The sequence below is a fragment of the Mycobacterium europaeum genome, from assembly GCF_002102155.1.
Lineage (GTDB): Bacteria > Actinomycetota > Actinomycetes > Mycobacteriales > Mycobacteriaceae > Mycobacterium > Mycobacterium europaeum.
On sequence record NZ_LQOU01000002.1, the window covers coordinates 207,264 to 220,483 of the forward strand.

The window sequence follows — 13,220 nt, forward strand, 5'->3', positions numbered from 1 at the left end:
GCGGGTCGCCCGGCTTCCGCCCGCAAACCCGTTAGACTTTCGGTCGATGTTCATCTCCCGAACACCCCCGCCATGATGACCGAGCAGCCGGATAACGGCGTCGAGCTCGGCCTGACCGGGCGGCCGCCGCGGGCGATCCCGGAACCGCAGCCGCGCACCTCGCACGGCCCGGCCAAGGTCGTCGCGATGTGCAACCAGAAGGGCGGCGTCGGGAAGACCACATCGACCATCAACCTGGGCGCCGCGCTCGCCGAATACGGCCGGCGGGTGCTGCTGGTGGACATGGATCCGCAGGGCGCGCTGTCCGCCGGGCTCGGCGTCCCGCACTACGAGCTGGAGAAGACGATCCACAACGTGCTGGTCGAGCCGCGGGTGTCGATCGACGACGTGCTGCTGCAGACCCGGGTCAAGTATCTGGACCTGGTGCCCAGCAACATCGACCTGTCCGCCGCCGAGATCCAGCTGGTCAACGAGGTGGGCCGGGAACAGACCCTGGGCCGGGCGCTGCATCCCGTGCTGGACCGCTACGACTACGTCCTGATCGACTGCCAGCCGTCGCTGGGGCTGCTCACCGTGAACGGGCTGGCCTGCGCGGACGGCGTGGTCATCCCCACCGAATGCGAGTTCTTCTCGCTGCGTGGCCTGGCGCTGCTCACCGACACCGTCGACAAGGTCCGCGACCGGCTCAACCCGAAGCTGGAGATCAGCGGCATCCTGCTCACCCGGTACGACCCGCGCACGGTCAACTCCCGCGAGGTGATGGCCCGCGTGGTGGAGCGGTTCGGCGATCTCGTGTTCGACACCGTGATCACCCGAACCGTCCGGTTCCCGGAGACCAGCGTGGCGGGGGAGCCGATCACCACCTGGGCCCCGCGGTCGACGGGCGCCATGGCCTACCGCGCCCTGGCCCGCGAGTTCATCGACCGATTCGGCGCGTGACGGCCAGCGCAAACGGTGAGGCGCCACCCAAGAACGGTTTTCAAGTCCGCCTGACCAATTTCGAGGGTCCGTTCGACCTGCTGCTGCAGCTGATCTTCGCCCACCGCCTCGACGTGACCGAGGTGGCACTGCATCAGGTCACCGACGACTTCATCGCCTACACCCGCGAGATCGGCTCCCAGCTGGACCTGGAGGAGACCACCGCGTTCCTGGTGGTCGCCGCGACCCTGCTCGACCTCAAGGCCGCCCGGCTGCTGCCGGCCGGGCAGATCGACGACGAAGAGGACCTGGCGCTGCTGGAGGTGCGCGACCTGCTTTTCGCCCGGCTGCTGCAGTACCGCGCGTTCAAGCACGTCGCGGAGATGTTCGCCGAGCTGGAGGCCACCGCGCTGCGCAGCTACCCGCGGGCGGTGTCGCTGGAGGACCGGTTCACCGAGCTGCTGCCGGAGGTGATGCTGGGTGTCGACGCCGACCGGTTCGCCCAGATCGCCGCGATCGCGTTCAGCCCGCGTCCCGTGCCGACGGTGGGCCTCGGGCACCTGCACGAGGTGGCGGTCTCGGTGCCCGAGCAGGCCAAGAAGCTGCTGGCGATCCTTCAGGCGCGCGGCAGCGGCCAGTGGGCCACGTTCTCCGAGCTGGTCGCCGACTGCGAGGCGCCGATGGAGGTGGTCGGGCGCTTCCTGGCGCTGCTCGAGCTGTATCGGAGCCGGGCGGTAGCATTCGACCAGTCGGAGCCGCTTGGTGTGCTCCAGATTTCTTGGACCGGGGAACGTCCGGCCAGCGAAGCCTTGCTAGAAGTGCGGGACGAATGATGAGCGAAAACGTGCCTGACGTCGATCTCGACGCCGGCATCCCGGACATCGCCGAGGCGGTACCCATGGACGCCGAGGAACTCGGCTCGGTGCTGGAGGCGCTGCTGCTGGTGGTCGACACCCCCGTCTCCGCCGAGGCGCTGGGCGCGGCCACGCAGCAACCCGTCTACCGGGTCGCCGCCCGGCTGCAGCAGATGGCCGACGAACTCACCGAACGCGACAGCGGCATCGACCTGCGCCAGACCAGCGAGGGCTGGCGGATGTACACCCGCGCGCGGTTCGCGCCGTACGTGGAGAAGCTGCTGCTGGACGGCGCGCGGTCCAAGCTGACCCGCGCCGCGCTGGAGACCCTGGCCGTGGTGGCCTACCGCCAGCCGGTGACCAGGGCGCGGGTGAGCGCGGTCCGCGGCGTCAACGTGGACGCCGTGATGCGGACGCTGTTGGCGCGCGGCCTGATCACCGAGGCCGGGGTGGACGGCGACACCGGCGCCGCGACGTTCGCGACCACCGATCTGTTCCTGGAGCGGTTGGGGCTGACGTCGCTCGCCGACCTGCCCGACATCGCGCCGCTGCTTCCCGACGTGGACACGATCGAGGATCTGAGCGAATCCCTGGACAGCGAGCCGCGTTTCATCAAACTGTCGGGCGGTCAGGCGCCCGAGCAGGCGCTGACGTTCGACGTGGACCACGATTGATGGTCGATACCGAAGGGGTCCGCCTGCAAAAGGTGTTGTCGCAGGCGGGAATTGCGTCGCGGCGCGCCGCGGAGAAAATGATCATCGACGGCCGCGTCGAGGTCGACGGGCAGGTGGTGACGGAGTTAGGCACCCGGGTGGACCCGGATGCCTCGGTGATCCGGGTCGACGGCGCCAGGGTGGTGCTCGACGAGTCGCTGGTGTATCTGGCGCTGAACAAGCCGCGGGGCATGCACTCCACCATGTCGGACGACCGGGGGCGCCCGTGCATCGGCGACCTGGTGGAACGCAAGGTGCGCGGCAACAAGAACCTGTTCCATGTCGGGCGGTTGGACGCCGAGACCGAGGGGCTGATCCTGCTCACCAACGACGGCGAGCTGGCGCACCGATTGATGCATCCCTCCCACGAGGTGCCCAAGACCTACCTGGCGACGGTGACCGGTTCCGTCCCGCGCGGGTTGGGCAAAAGACTGAAGGCGGGAATCGAATTGGACGACGGCCCGGCGCGCGTCGACGAATTCGCCGTGGTGGACGCCATTCCGGGCAAGACGCTGGTGCGGGTGGTGTTGCACGAAGGGCGCAACCGCATCGTGCGCCGGCTGCTGGGCGCCGCGGGCTTCCCGGTGGAGTCGCTGGTGCGCACCGACATCGGGCCGGTGGCGCTGGGCAAGCAGCGGCCGGGCAGCATCCGGGCGCTGAGCCACGGCGAGGTTGGGCAGCTGTACCAGGCGGTCGGGCTGTGAACGTCGTTGTCGCCATCGACGGGCCCGCCGGGACCGGGAAGTCCTCGGTGTCAAGGGGATTGGCGCGTGCGCTGGGCGCCCGCTACCTGGACACCGGGGCGATGTACCGGATGGTGACGCTGGCGGTGCTGCGCGCGGGCATCAACCCGACGGACGACGAGGCCGTCGGCCGCATCGGGTCGACGGCGCCGCTGTCGGTGGACTATCACGCCGACGGCGACCGGTACTTCCTTGCCGGAGAAGATGTTTCGGCCGAGATCCGCGGCGACGAGGTGACCCGCGCGGTCTCGGCGGTGTCGGCGGTCCCCGCCGTGCGCGCCCGGCTGGTCGGGCTGCAGCGCGAGATGGCCGAGGGGCCCGGCAGCGTCGTCGTCGAGGGCCGCGACATCGGCACCGTCGTCTTGCCCGACGCCCCCGTGAAGATCTTCCTGACCGCCTCGGCCGAAACCCGCGCGCGGCGCCGCAACGATCAGAACGTCGCGGCCGGCCTGACCGACGACTACGACGCGGTGCTGGCCGACGTCCGTCGGCGCGATCACCTGGACTCCACCCGGGCGGTGTCGCCGCTGCGCGCCGCCGCCGACGCGGTGGTGGTCGACACCAGCGAGATGACCGAGGCGCAGGTGATCGACCGCCTGCTGGAACTGGTCGAGCAGCGAAGCGGGGCGGTGCGATGACTTCCGACGGCACCTGGACCGACGAAAGCGATTGGGACTCGGTCGAATCCGAGCTCGAAGAGCAAGCAGAGGCCGGCCCCGCGCCCGTCGTGGCGATCGTCGGGCGGCCCAACGTCGGCAAGTCCACGTTGGTCAACCGGATCCTGGGACGGCGCGAGGCGGTGGTGCAGGACATTCCCGGTGTGACCCGCGACCGGGTGTCCTACGACGCGCTGTGGACCGGCCGCCGGTTCGTCGTGCAGGACACCGGGGGATGGGAGCCCGACGCTAAGGGTCTGCAGCAACTGGTGGCCGAGCAGGCGTCGGTGGCCATGCGCACCGCCGACGCGGTGATCCTGGTGGTCGACGCCACCGTCGGCGCCACCGCGGCCGACGAGGCCGCCGCCCGGATCCTGCTGCGCTCGGGAAAGCCGGTCTTCCTGGCCGCCAACAAGGTTGACAGCGAAAAGGGTGAAGCGGACGCGGCGGCGTTGTGGTCGCTGGGGCTCGGCGAGCCGCACGCGATCAGCGCGATCCACGGTCGCGGCGTCGCCGACCTGCTCGACGAGGTGCTGGCCGCGCTGCCGGAGGTGTCCGAAGCCGCGCCCGCGCCGGGCGGCCCGCGCCGCGTGGCGCTGGTCGGCAAGCCGAATGTGGGCAAGAGCTCGCTGCTGAACAAGCTGGCCGGGGACGAGCGCTCGGTGGTCCACGACGTCGCCGGGACCACCGTGGACCCGGTGGACTCGCTCATCGAACTGGGCGGCAAGGTATGGCGGTTCGTCGACACCGCGGGCTTGCGCCGCAAGGTCGGTCAGGCCAGCGGGCATGAGTTCTACGCCTCGGTGCGCACGCGTTCGGCGATCGACGCGGCCGAGGTGGTCGTGGTGCTCATCGACGCCTCGCAGCCGCTGACCGAACAGGATCAGCGGGTGCTGTCGATGGTCATCGAGGCGGGCCGGGCGCTGGTGCTGGCCTTCAACAAGTGGGATCTGGTGGACGAGGACCGGCGCGAACTCCTCGAGCGCGAGATCGACCGCGAACTGGTGCAGCTGCGGTGGGCGCAACGGGTCAACATCTCCGCCCGGACGGGACGCGCGGTGCAGAAGCTGGTGCCCGCGATGGAGACGGCGTTGGCGTCGTGGGACACGCGCATCCCGACGGGCCCGCTCAACGCGTGGCTGAAAGAGGTGGTGGCCGCGACGCCGCCACCGGTGCGCGGGGGCAAGCAACCGCGCATCCTGTTCGCCACCCAGGCCACCGCCAGGCCGCCGACGTTCGTGCTGTTCACCACCGGCTTTCTGGAGGCCGGTTACCGGCGCTTTCTGGAGCGGCGGCTGCGCGAGGCCTTCGGTTTCGAGGGCAGCCCGATCCGGATCAACGTGCGGGTGCGCGAGAAGCGTGGGGCCAAGCGGCGCTGAGCGCCATGGGGTGATGCCTGCCCATGTGCCTACAGGGGCGCGGTCACAATGGCAGACAGGACAGCTACGAGTTCCCGGGTCGCCCGCGTGCGCGCTCGCGAGGAGATGAGTTCACCGCGGCGCTCGTAGTCGGCCATCAACGCGAACATCGCGATGGTCATCAGGTGGATGCGGTGAGCCTGCTTGCGACGGTCGCTGGGCGGCAGGCAGTTTCGTAGCAGCCGCGTCAGCGCGATCACCGTCGGGTAACTCTCGCCACGCGGAACCAACTGTGCCATCACGGGATGGGTCTGGATTTGTTCGACGAAGCGCGCGTAGTGGGTAGCCCCCTGCTGGTAGGGAATGGTCAACGCGGGGGCGACGATCGCCTCGACGACGTCGGCGACGGTGCGGTCCGGTCGGCCTTGCAAATTTCGCAGGAGCTCGCCGCGTCGCCGCTCGAGGTGGGTCATGCGCCGATCGAAGGTGGCCTGGATGAGCCCGTCGAGATTGCCGAAGTGATAGATCACCGCCGAGTTGTTGCCATGACCAGACTGCGCCGCGATCTCCCGCGCGCTGACATCGAGGCCTCGTTCACCGATCAATCGTTCGGCGGTGTCCATCAGTGTTTCGCGTGCCGCGGATGCGCTCGTCATGGCCGCGCCGTTCGGCACGGAGCAGGGCGATTCATGACTACCGATTAAAGCATATGCTTTGTTGACAGGATAAAGCACCCGCTTTACGGTTGCCGCTATGCCGGAACGCCAAGCGATCCCCATTGAGCCGGAGGAATTCACCGCACCGCTCGTACAGCGCCTGATCAACACCAAGCATCCCGATGTGGTCGTCGAGCGGGTCCGCGTCGTCGATGCGGCTCTCGCCAGCGATGGCGAGGAGCGGGTGTCGACGGCTCGCAGGATCGCGGTGGAGGCCGACTACGGTGCGGGCGGCGAACGTCTGCCACGGCGACTCATGATCAAAGTCGCACGGCCCGGTCTGGGCGATATTCCGTTGTACGACAACGAAGTGAACGTGTACGCCAAAGTCGGCGACGAGTTGCCTGTGAACACCCCCCGTTGCCTGGGTGCGCTCCGCGATGCGGCTACCGCCAGCTTCGGCCTGGTGCTGGAAGATCTGCGGCCCCTGGGTGTTTCGTTCGCCTCCGTCGCGACCCCTATCGGACCGGAGGGGATGAAGAAGCTGCTGGACCAGCTCGCGGCGCTGCATGCCACCTACTGGGAGTCCCCGCGTTTCGACTCCGACCTGGCTTGGGTTCTTCCGCACATCAGCGGTCCCATTCATGAGCTGTTCAGTCACCAGGCCGGTGTACCGATGTTGATCAAGTGGGAAGTACAGAGCCGGCAATTCAAGCGAGAGCTCGTGGAATCGGTCGATGAAACGGCAGAATCACTGCTGCGCAACGTTGCCCGCGCGCAGGCGCACCAGGCTACGTTGCCGTTGACCCTCGTGCACGGCGATGCGCACGCCGGCAACACCTATCTGTTGCCCGACGGGGACAGGGGTTTGGTCGACTGGCAATTGACCGCGCGGGGTTATTGCATGCATGACGTGACCTACATTCTGCTGACCGGATTGTCGGTGGATGAGCGTCGCCGACACGAGCGCAGCTTGATCGATTACTACCGGCGCCGTCTCATCCAGGAGGGCGTCAGCGATGTGCCGTCACTCGAGGAACTCATCTTCGAGCATCGCCTGGCCGCGGCATGGTGCTTGTGCATCGGATGGTTGACCACTCCGATCGAGAATTACGGATGGGAAATCAACGCCGCCAACCATGTCCGGCTGGCTACTGCCTATCGCGACTTGGACTCCCACGGGGCGTTCTCCGAACTGAGCTGACGCGACGTGAGGCCGGGCGTTGCGACGCGGCTCTCCCGAACCGATTGATGCCCCTCGAATCCGATAGCGCCGGCGATATCACGGTTGCGAATCGCCGCACCGTACTGCCGCGGTGGTACGTGATCCCACGATACGGCATGTGAAAGCTGTATCACAAGAATCTACGTTGACTTCCTCTCCTCAACGGACCTATCGTTCTCGTATAGCGGGTTGCAGGACCCGTATTGCGGGACATGGAGGCAGGGTGAACGTGGCACAGCAGGCGCCCACCGCCGCGCGCTTCAGCGTCGAAGACAAGTCGATCCTGATCACCGGGGCGAGCGGTGCGCTGGGCAGCGTTGCCGCCCGGGCGCTGGCCGGCGCCGGCGCGCGACTGACGGTGGCGGGCGGCAACGCCGCCGCACTGGACGACCTCGGCATCGACAACGCCGCGTTGGTCGCCCGCCGCCCCGACACCCCCGCCGACGCCCGGGCCATGGTGGAGGCGGCGCTCGCCCGCCATGGCCGGCTCGACGGCGTGCTGGTGGCCTCGGGCATGAATCACGTCGCGCCCATCACCGAGATGGCCGTCGAGGACTTCGACAAGGTGATGGACGCCAACGCCCGGGGCGCCTGGCTGGTCTGCCGGGCGGCCGGGCGGATCCTGCTCGAACAGGGCGATGGCGGCAGCGTCGTGCTGGTCTCGTCGGTCCGCGGATCCCTCGGCAGCCCCGCCGGCTATAGCGCCTACTGTCCGTCCAAGGGTGCCACCGACCTGCTCGCCAAGTCGTTGGCGGCCGAGTGGGGCGCGGCGGGCATTCGCGTGAATGCGGTCGCGCCCACGGTGTTCCGTTCGCAGCTGACGGAGTGGATGTACGCCGACGACGAGAAGGGCCGCGCCGCCCGCGAAGCGGTGTTCGCCCGGATCCCGTTGCGGCGCTTCGCCGAACCGGAGGACTTCATCGGCGCGCTGATCTATCTGCTCAGCGACGCATCCAGCTTCTACACCGGCCAGGTGATGTACCTGGACGGCGGATACACCGCGTGCTGAGAGGAAACACCATGAGCATCACCTGGCCGCTCGGCGAGGCCGAAGCGGCGTTGGAGTTCTACGACCTGTCGCACCCGTGGGGTCACGGGGCGCCCGCGTGGCCGTACTTCGAGGACGTCAAGATCGAGCGCCTGCACAACATGGCGCGAAGCCGGGTGCTCACCCAAAAGATCACCACCGTCATGCATTCCGGCACGCACATCGACGCGCCGGCACACGTCGTGGAGGGCACGCCGTTCCTGCACGAGATCCCGCTGAGCGCCTTCTTCGGCACCGGCGTCGTGGTCTCGATCCCCAAGGGCAAGTGGGGAGTCGTCACCGCCGAGGACCTGGAGAAGGCGACGCCCGAGATCCGGCCGGGCGACATCGTCGTCGTCAACACCGGCTGGCACCACAAGTACGCCGACAGCGCGGAGTACTACGCCTACTCCCCGGGCTTCTACCGGGAGGCCGGCGAGTGGTTCGCCGACAAGGGCGTCAAGGCCGTCGGCACCGACACCCAGGCGCTGGACCATCCGCTGGCCACCTCGATCGGACCGCACGGGCCGGCCGAACACACCGGCGGGCTGTTGCCCTGGGCGGTAAGGGAATACGAGGAGGAGACCGGACGCAGGGTGCTCGACGACTTTCCCGAGTGGGAGCCCTGTCACCGGGCCATCCTGTCCCAGGGGATTTACGGCTTCGAGAACGTCGGTGGCGACCTGGACAAGGTCACCGGCAAGCGGGTCACGTTTGCGGCGTTCCCGTGGCGCTGGGTGGGCGGCGACGGGTGCATCGTGCGGCTGGTGGCGATCGTCGACCCCACGGGTAACTACCGCATCGAGACGGGCCGGGCGGCATGAGCGTCGTCGCAGAGGAGGCCCGTGGCAGCGGGATTCAGGTCATCGCCCGCGCGGCGGAGATGCTGCGGCTGCTGCAGGCGCACCCGGGCGGGCTCAGCCAGGCCGAGATCGGCGACCGGCTGGGCATGGCGCGCTCCACGGTCAGCCGGATCCTCAACGCGCTGGAGGACGAGGGGCTGGTCGCCTCGCGCGGGGGCCGCGGCGGGTACCGGCTGGGACCGGAGATCGCGCGGATGGCCAACACCGTGCGCCTCGGCATCGTGATGGACGTGCACCCGTTCATGGAGGAGCTGTCGCGGGAGTTGGGGGAGACGGTCGACCTCTCGATCCTGGACGGGGACCGCGCGACCTTCGTGGACCAGGTCGTCTCGCCACACCGGTTGCGGGCGATCAGCGCGGTGGGCGAGTCGTTTCCCCTGCACTGCTGCGCCAACGGCAAGGCGCTGCTGGCCGGCCTGCCGCCCGAGCAGCTGCCGAGCCGGCTGGCCCGGCTCACCCCCAACACCATCACCAGCCCGGCGGCGCTGCGCGCCGAGCTCGAGCGGGTGCGCGCCGAGGGCGTCGCCTATGACCGCGAGGAGCAGACCGAGGGTATCTGCGCGGTGGGCGCGGTGCTCAAGGGCGTGGCCGGGCACGCGGTGGCGGTCAGCGTGCCCGTCCCTGCGCAGCGGTTCTACGGCCGCGAATCCCAACTGGCGCAGGCGCTGCGGGCGTGGGTGGAGAACGTCGACGCCTGGTTGGCGGCGCAGGGATGAATCGGGCCGGGCCGCCCCGGTTGTGCGTTGCAGCGGTCCGCCGCTACGACGCCTACGAGGCCCGGCCGTCGATTTTCTTGTCGACTGCGTTCACGAACTGTGGCACCGCCGACCCCGACACGCTTCGTCCGCAGAGATCAAGGTCGATGACGACGTTCTTCCGGGCGCTGAGGGCGCGCTGGCAGTTCCAGCCCTGAGCCTCTTGAACCATGTCCATCGCGAGGATGCCGCCGGCCCGCGACACCGATCCCGTCGTCCAAAACACGTTGCGGGGATCATCCTTATTGACGTTTCGGGTGTTGAGCTCGCGATTGGCGCACCTCTGCCACTCCGTCGCGGCGTTGCCGACGAAGTTGTTCGCAGATTCCGCGTCCGGGAAGGACACGACCGCTTGAATCAATCGCCATCCCTTGGCGGGAGCGTCGCCAAGCTCCTGCGTCTGAACCGCAGTCCAACCGGTCTTCCCGTACGCCTTCTGCTCGGCAGCTTTCAACACACCCACGCAGTCCTCGTCAACGATGGGTGTGTCGGCCAGCTTGTCTTGAACCGGTTCGCCGGACAACGTTTCGGCGCCCACAGCGTGGGCGGCTTCCTCCGCAGTCAACAGAACATCCGGGAGTGCGGAGGCGGCGACGGTTCCGCCGCCCCGGTGGGTCGGCTGGTACACGATGACCGCGACCAATAGCCCGACCGTCAGCAGCGCCGCGGCGCTCGTCAGCCACCACCACCGGGCGAGCGACTCACCGAAACGACCCGGGGGCGCCGCCTGGTTCGGCCAGAAGGCGCCGGGGCCGGGCGGAGGCAGCTGTCCGGGCGCGCCCTGGTAACCGAACGGTGGCGCATATCCCGGGCTTGCCGGTGGCGACGGTGGGTGACCGGCATAGGCCGGCGCGCCGGAAGTGGTTTCCTGCCTGCCTCCCGGGCCGCTGCCCCGGTCGCCCGGAACGCTCATGCCTTACCCCCTGGGCTGTTCACGAGGTGGGGATCCGGGAGGCGACTTTGTTGACGAGTTCGGCGGCTTGATCGCTGCCGCCGTAGTCGCACACCCTCATGTCGATCACAACGTTGCTGCGCGGCATCAGGGCACGCTGGCAACCCCAGCCGGTTCCGCCGGTCTTCTCCCAGGAGACCATCAGCGTGTTGTCGACGACCTTGGGGTCGCCGACGGCGATGGTGCCGCCCTCGTGGCGGTTCACCAAAACCTCGGTTCGAGCGCAGTGATCCCACTTCCTCGTGAGGTCCTCGAAGACGGCGCCGGCGTCTTTCGCGGTCGGAAAGGCCACCAGCGACTGCAGGGTCAACTTCACGTACACGTCACCCGGTCCGTGAAGTTCGGCCGACTGCGCGTCGATGAAGCGGGTGTCGCGATAGACCTGCGCCATGCCCGGGGCCCAGATGCCGGCGCATTCGGGCGGGTCGGCGGTATCCATGAACAGGCCGTTGTTGCTCTGGTAGAGCGTCATTCCCGGCACGTGCAGGATGTCGCCGGCCTCGGCGGGACTCAACAGACGATTCTTCAGGTCTTCCGGATGGACCAAGCCCGGTGTCATGGGCACCGACAGCCCGGGCGGCTCACGGTGTGAAGACGCCGCCGCCGATGCACCCGAGGTGATCGCGCGGCTGATGAGGACGACGCCCAACGCGGCCGAGGCGACCGTAAGAATGGCCGTCGTGAGCATCAGCCATCGTTTGGCGCCACGGGATGGGGCTGGCCTCGGGCGGGGAGGCCACGGAGGCGGTGGGCCGGCCGTGCTCGGCTGGTAGCCGCTCCACGGCTGTCCCGGCGCATATGGAGCGCCGGGTGGGCCGACGTGGTAGCCGCCGGGCGGCGGCAGGGCATTGCCCTGATTCGGCGGCGGTTCACTACCTGCCACGCGCCGGACCGTTCGCCATCATTGCGGTCGTCCCCCGAAGTGTGTGGGCGAGCACAGCAGCCCGCCGGCGTTCGTGAGCAGGATTCTAGATGGCGACGCGGATTGGAGTTTGCGGTTTCCCTGCCCGCAGCTGTCGCCGGCTTGGTCGGAGGCCGCATCGCTGCGTTCGGGGTCGTCTGCGGTAGGCTTTCGACCTGCTGCCGCCGATTCGGGCGGCATCCGGGCTGTGGCGCAGTTTGGTAGCGCACTTGACTGGGGGTCAAGTGGTCGCAGGTTCAAATCCTGTCAGCCCGACGCAGGTAAAAGGCGCTTTCCGACGATACGGGGGGTGCCTTTTTCCGTTCGATACGCCAACCTGTACGCCAACACGCGCGCGTTCACCGCTGTCCGCCCGCGTCCACTAGCCCTAATCGTCCGGCCAATGCGTCGACCGCGGCCCGCGCGGTGTCGTCGCTGGTGTGGCCATAGACGTCGCCTGTGATCGCGATGGACGAGTGCCCCAGCAGATCCGCAACGGCCTTGATGTGGACACCCGACTCCAACCACGCCACGGCCGCGGAGTGCCGCAGGGTATGCACACCGACCCCATCGACCTTCGCCGCCCGTGACGCCACCTCGATCACGCGTAGCAGGTTCCGCGGGTCGACCGGGCCGCCGAGTTCGGTAGTGAATACCAAGCCCGAGTTCTGCCATTGGTTCGCCGCCCGCAACCGCTCCGCCGCTTGGGCCGCCTTGTGCCGTCGCAGCATCGAGACCACGGCCGGATTCAACGGCACCGGTCGACGTGACCGCGCCGACTTCGGCTCCGTAATCACTAAGCGGCCACCAACCCGGCTAATGGTCGCCGCGACGCGCAGCACCCCGGCGTCGAGGTCGACCGCATCCCACGACAACGCCAACGCCTCACCCTTGCGTAGGCCGGTCGACGCTATCAACACCAGCGCTGGGTAGTAGCGCGACGTTTCAGCGGCCCGTAGAACGGCCGTCACCCCCTCGGTGTCCAAATGGTGCGCCTCTCTCCGCTCGACACCCGGACGACGAACCTGAGCGGCCGGATTGCGGGCCAGTAGCCCGTCGCGCACCGCGCCGTCGAGCGCCGACCGGAGGACGGTGTATGTGCTTCGGATCGTCGAATCGGACAACGCGCGTACCGGATTGCCCGGAGTGCCGTCGGCGTCCTTCGGTCCGGGCTTGGTCTTGGCGCGCAATCGGAGGATTAGGGCCTCGACGTCGGACGGCCGCAGCTTGTCGAGGGGGGTTGCGCCGAACGGCGCAGGTTCAAGGTGCTGCCGCGCCAGCGTGTTGTAGAGCGAACGGGTCGATTCCTTGCGATCCGATGCTGCGAGAGTGGTTGCGCGCCAATGTCCTAACCAGTCGCCTACAGTGGTGCTCGCATCTTTGACCGGCGCGCCAGCATCGACGCGTTCCCGCGCCTTTTTCATCTCGGCGCGGGCAGCCTTGGCGGTCTTCGCATAAAACGACACACGCCGGCGGGCACCGGTCCCGGGGTCGACGTAGCTCATGCGGGCCTCCCAGGTGCCGTTGGCCCGCTGGTAAACGTTGCCCTCACCATTCGCCCGCTTGCCCACGCTGGTCACCCTTTTCCGATTCCTCGAC

The 13,220-nt window shown here is 68.4% G+C and carries 14 protein-coding genes and 1 tRNA gene; 11 read left to right on the top strand and 4 right to left on the bottom strand.

Annotated elements, in window-relative coordinates; genetic code table 11:
• Positions 1–75 precede the first annotated feature (75 nt).
• From AWC03_RS00930 to der, 6 genes are read left to right on the top strand one after another with little or no spacing between them, the layout of a single operon-like run.
• Positions 76–939, top strand: coding sequence for a ParA family protein (locus AWC03_RS00930; RefSeq protein WP_085238696.1), 864 nt, complete (start codon positions 76–78; stop codon positions 937–939).
• Positions 936–1,751, top strand: a complete 816-nt coding sequence (locus AWC03_RS00935; protein WP_085238644.1) for a segregation/condensation protein A — start codon at positions 936–938, stop codon at positions 1,749–1,751. The genes AWC03_RS00930 and AWC03_RS00935 overlap by 4 nt, the downstream gene beginning before the upstream one ends.
• Positions 1,751–2,446, top strand: a complete 696-nt coding sequence (gene scpB / locus AWC03_RS00940; protein ID WP_085238645.1) for an SMC-Scp complex subunit ScpB — start codon at positions 1,751–1,753, stop codon at positions 2,444–2,446. Before AWC03_RS00935 ends, scpB begins: the two co-directional genes overlap by 1 nt.
• Positions 2,446–3,189 carry a pseudouridine synthase gene (locus AWC03_RS00945; RefSeq protein WP_085238646.1) on the top strand — a complete coding sequence of 248 codons (744 nt, stop codon included), beginning with the start codon at positions 2,446–2,448 and terminating at the stop codon, positions 3,187–3,189. Before scpB ends, AWC03_RS00945 begins: the two co-directional genes overlap by 1 nt.
• Positions 3,186–3,866, top strand: coding sequence for a (d)CMP kinase (gene cmk, locus AWC03_RS00950; RefSeq protein WP_085238647.1), 681 nt, complete (start codon positions 3,186–3,188; stop codon positions 3,864–3,866). The genes AWC03_RS00945 and cmk overlap by 4 nt, the downstream gene beginning before the upstream one ends.
• Positions 3,863–5,263, top strand: a complete 1,401-nt coding sequence (der, locus tag AWC03_RS00955) for a ribosome biogenesis GTPase Der (protein WP_085238648.1) — start codon at positions 3,863–3,865, stop codon at positions 5,261–5,263. Before cmk ends, der begins: the two co-directional genes overlap by 4 nt.
• A 29-nt stretch (positions 5,264–5,292) precedes the next feature.
• Here der and AWC03_RS00960 read toward each other — a convergent pair whose 3' ends face one another.
• Positions 5,293–5,916, bottom strand: a complete 624-nt coding sequence (locus AWC03_RS00960; protein ID WP_085238649.1) for a TetR family transcriptional regulator — start codon at positions 5,914–5,916, stop codon at positions 5,293–5,295.
• A gap of 79 nt (positions 5,917–5,995) precedes the next feature.
• Between AWC03_RS00960 and AWC03_RS00965 the strand changes: the two genes are divergently transcribed.
• The 4 genes from AWC03_RS00965 to AWC03_RS00980 all read left to right on the top strand — a co-directional run bounded on the left by AWC03_RS00965 (position 5,996) and on the right by AWC03_RS00980 (position 9,729).
• Positions 5,996–7,102 carry a phosphotransferase gene (locus tag AWC03_RS00965; protein WP_085238650.1) on the top strand — a complete coding sequence of 369 codons (1,107 nt, stop codon included), beginning with the start codon at positions 5,996–5,998 and terminating at the stop codon, positions 7,100–7,102.
• A gap of 244 nt (positions 7,103–7,346) precedes the next feature.
• Complete coding sequence (locus AWC03_RS00970; protein ID WP_085238651.1) at positions 7,347–8,132, top strand: SDR family NAD(P)-dependent oxidoreductase; 786 nt, start codon at positions 7,347–7,349, stop codon at positions 8,130–8,132.
• Positions 8,133–8,143: 11 nt separating this feature from the next.
• The gene (locus AWC03_RS00975) at positions 8,144–8,974 is read left to right on the top strand and encodes a cyclase family protein (RefSeq protein WP_085238652.1); all 831 of its coding nucleotides are present in this window, start codon (positions 8,144–8,146) and stop codon (positions 8,972–8,974) included.
• Positions 8,971–9,729: an IclR family transcriptional regulator gene (locus AWC03_RS00980; protein ID WP_085238653.1), complete on the top strand. Its 759-nt coding sequence runs from the start codon at positions 8,971–8,973 to the stop codon at positions 9,727–9,729. Before AWC03_RS00975 ends, AWC03_RS00980 begins: the two co-directional genes overlap by 4 nt.
• A gap of 52 nt (positions 9,730–9,781) precedes the next feature.
• On the opposite strand, the gene AWC03_RS00985 is transcribed toward AWC03_RS00980, so the two are convergent.
• Together AWC03_RS00985 and AWC03_RS00990 are read right to left on the bottom strand one after the other, a co-directional pair.
• The gene (locus AWC03_RS00985) at positions 9,782–10,411 is read right to left on the bottom strand and encodes a sensor domain-containing protein (RefSeq protein WP_158089936.1); all 630 of its coding nucleotides are present in this window, start codon (positions 10,409–10,411) and stop codon (positions 9,782–9,784) included.
• A gap of 289 nt (positions 10,412–10,700) precedes the next feature.
• Positions 10,701–11,408 (bottom strand): sensor domain-containing protein, encoded by a 708-nt coding sequence (locus AWC03_RS00990; protein WP_085238655.1) that lies wholly within the window; start codon positions 11,406–11,408, stop codon positions 10,701–10,703.
• A 415-nt stretch (positions 11,409–11,823) separates the two neighbouring features.
• On the opposite strand from AWC03_RS00990, the gene AWC03_RS00995 reads away from it, so the two are divergent.
• Positions 11,824–11,897: transfer RNA gene (locus AWC03_RS00995), tRNA-Pro, on the top strand.
• Between the two features lie 83 nt (positions 11,898–11,980).
• Here the strand turns inward: AWC03_RS00995 and AWC03_RS01000 are convergent.
• Positions 11,981–13,201: a tyrosine-type recombinase/integrase gene (locus AWC03_RS01000; protein WP_249025795.1), complete on the bottom strand. Its 1,221-nt coding sequence runs from the start codon at positions 13,199–13,201 to the stop codon at positions 11,981–11,983.
• Positions 13,202–13,220: the final 19 nt, after the last annotated feature.

Excerpts from the sequence above, each read along its gene's own strand:
- AWC03_RS00930 (WP_085238696.1), top strand. The coding sequence starts at position 76 with ATGACCGAGCAGCCGGATAACGGCGTCGAGCTCGGCCTGACCGGGCGG.
- der (WP_085238648.1), top strand. The coding sequence starts at position 3,863 with ATGACTTCCGACGGCACCTGGACCGACGAAAGCGATTGGGACTCGGTC.
- AWC03_RS00945 (WP_085238646.1), top strand. The coding sequence starts at position 2,446 with ATGGTCGATACCGAAGGGGTCCGCCTGCAAAAGGTGTTGTCGCAGGCG.
- AWC03_RS00990 (WP_085238655.1), bottom strand. The coding sequence starts at position 11,408 with ATGCTCACGACGGCCATTCTTACGGTCGCCTCGGCCGCGTTGGGCGTC.
- AWC03_RS00975 (WP_085238652.1), top strand. The coding sequence starts at position 8,144 with ATGAGCATCACCTGGCCGCTCGGCGAGGCCGAAGCGGCGTTGGAGTTC.
- AWC03_RS00965 (WP_085238650.1), top strand. The coding sequence starts at position 5,996 with ATGCCGGAACGCCAAGCGATCCCCATTGAGCCGGAGGAATTCACCGCA.
- scpB (WP_085238645.1), top strand. The coding sequence starts at position 1,751 with ATGAGCGAAAACGTGCCTGACGTCGATCTCGACGCCGGCATCCCGGAC.
- AWC03_RS00980 (WP_085238653.1), top strand. The coding sequence starts at position 8,971 with ATGAGCGTCGTCGCAGAGGAGGCCCGTGGCAGCGGGATTCAGGTCATC.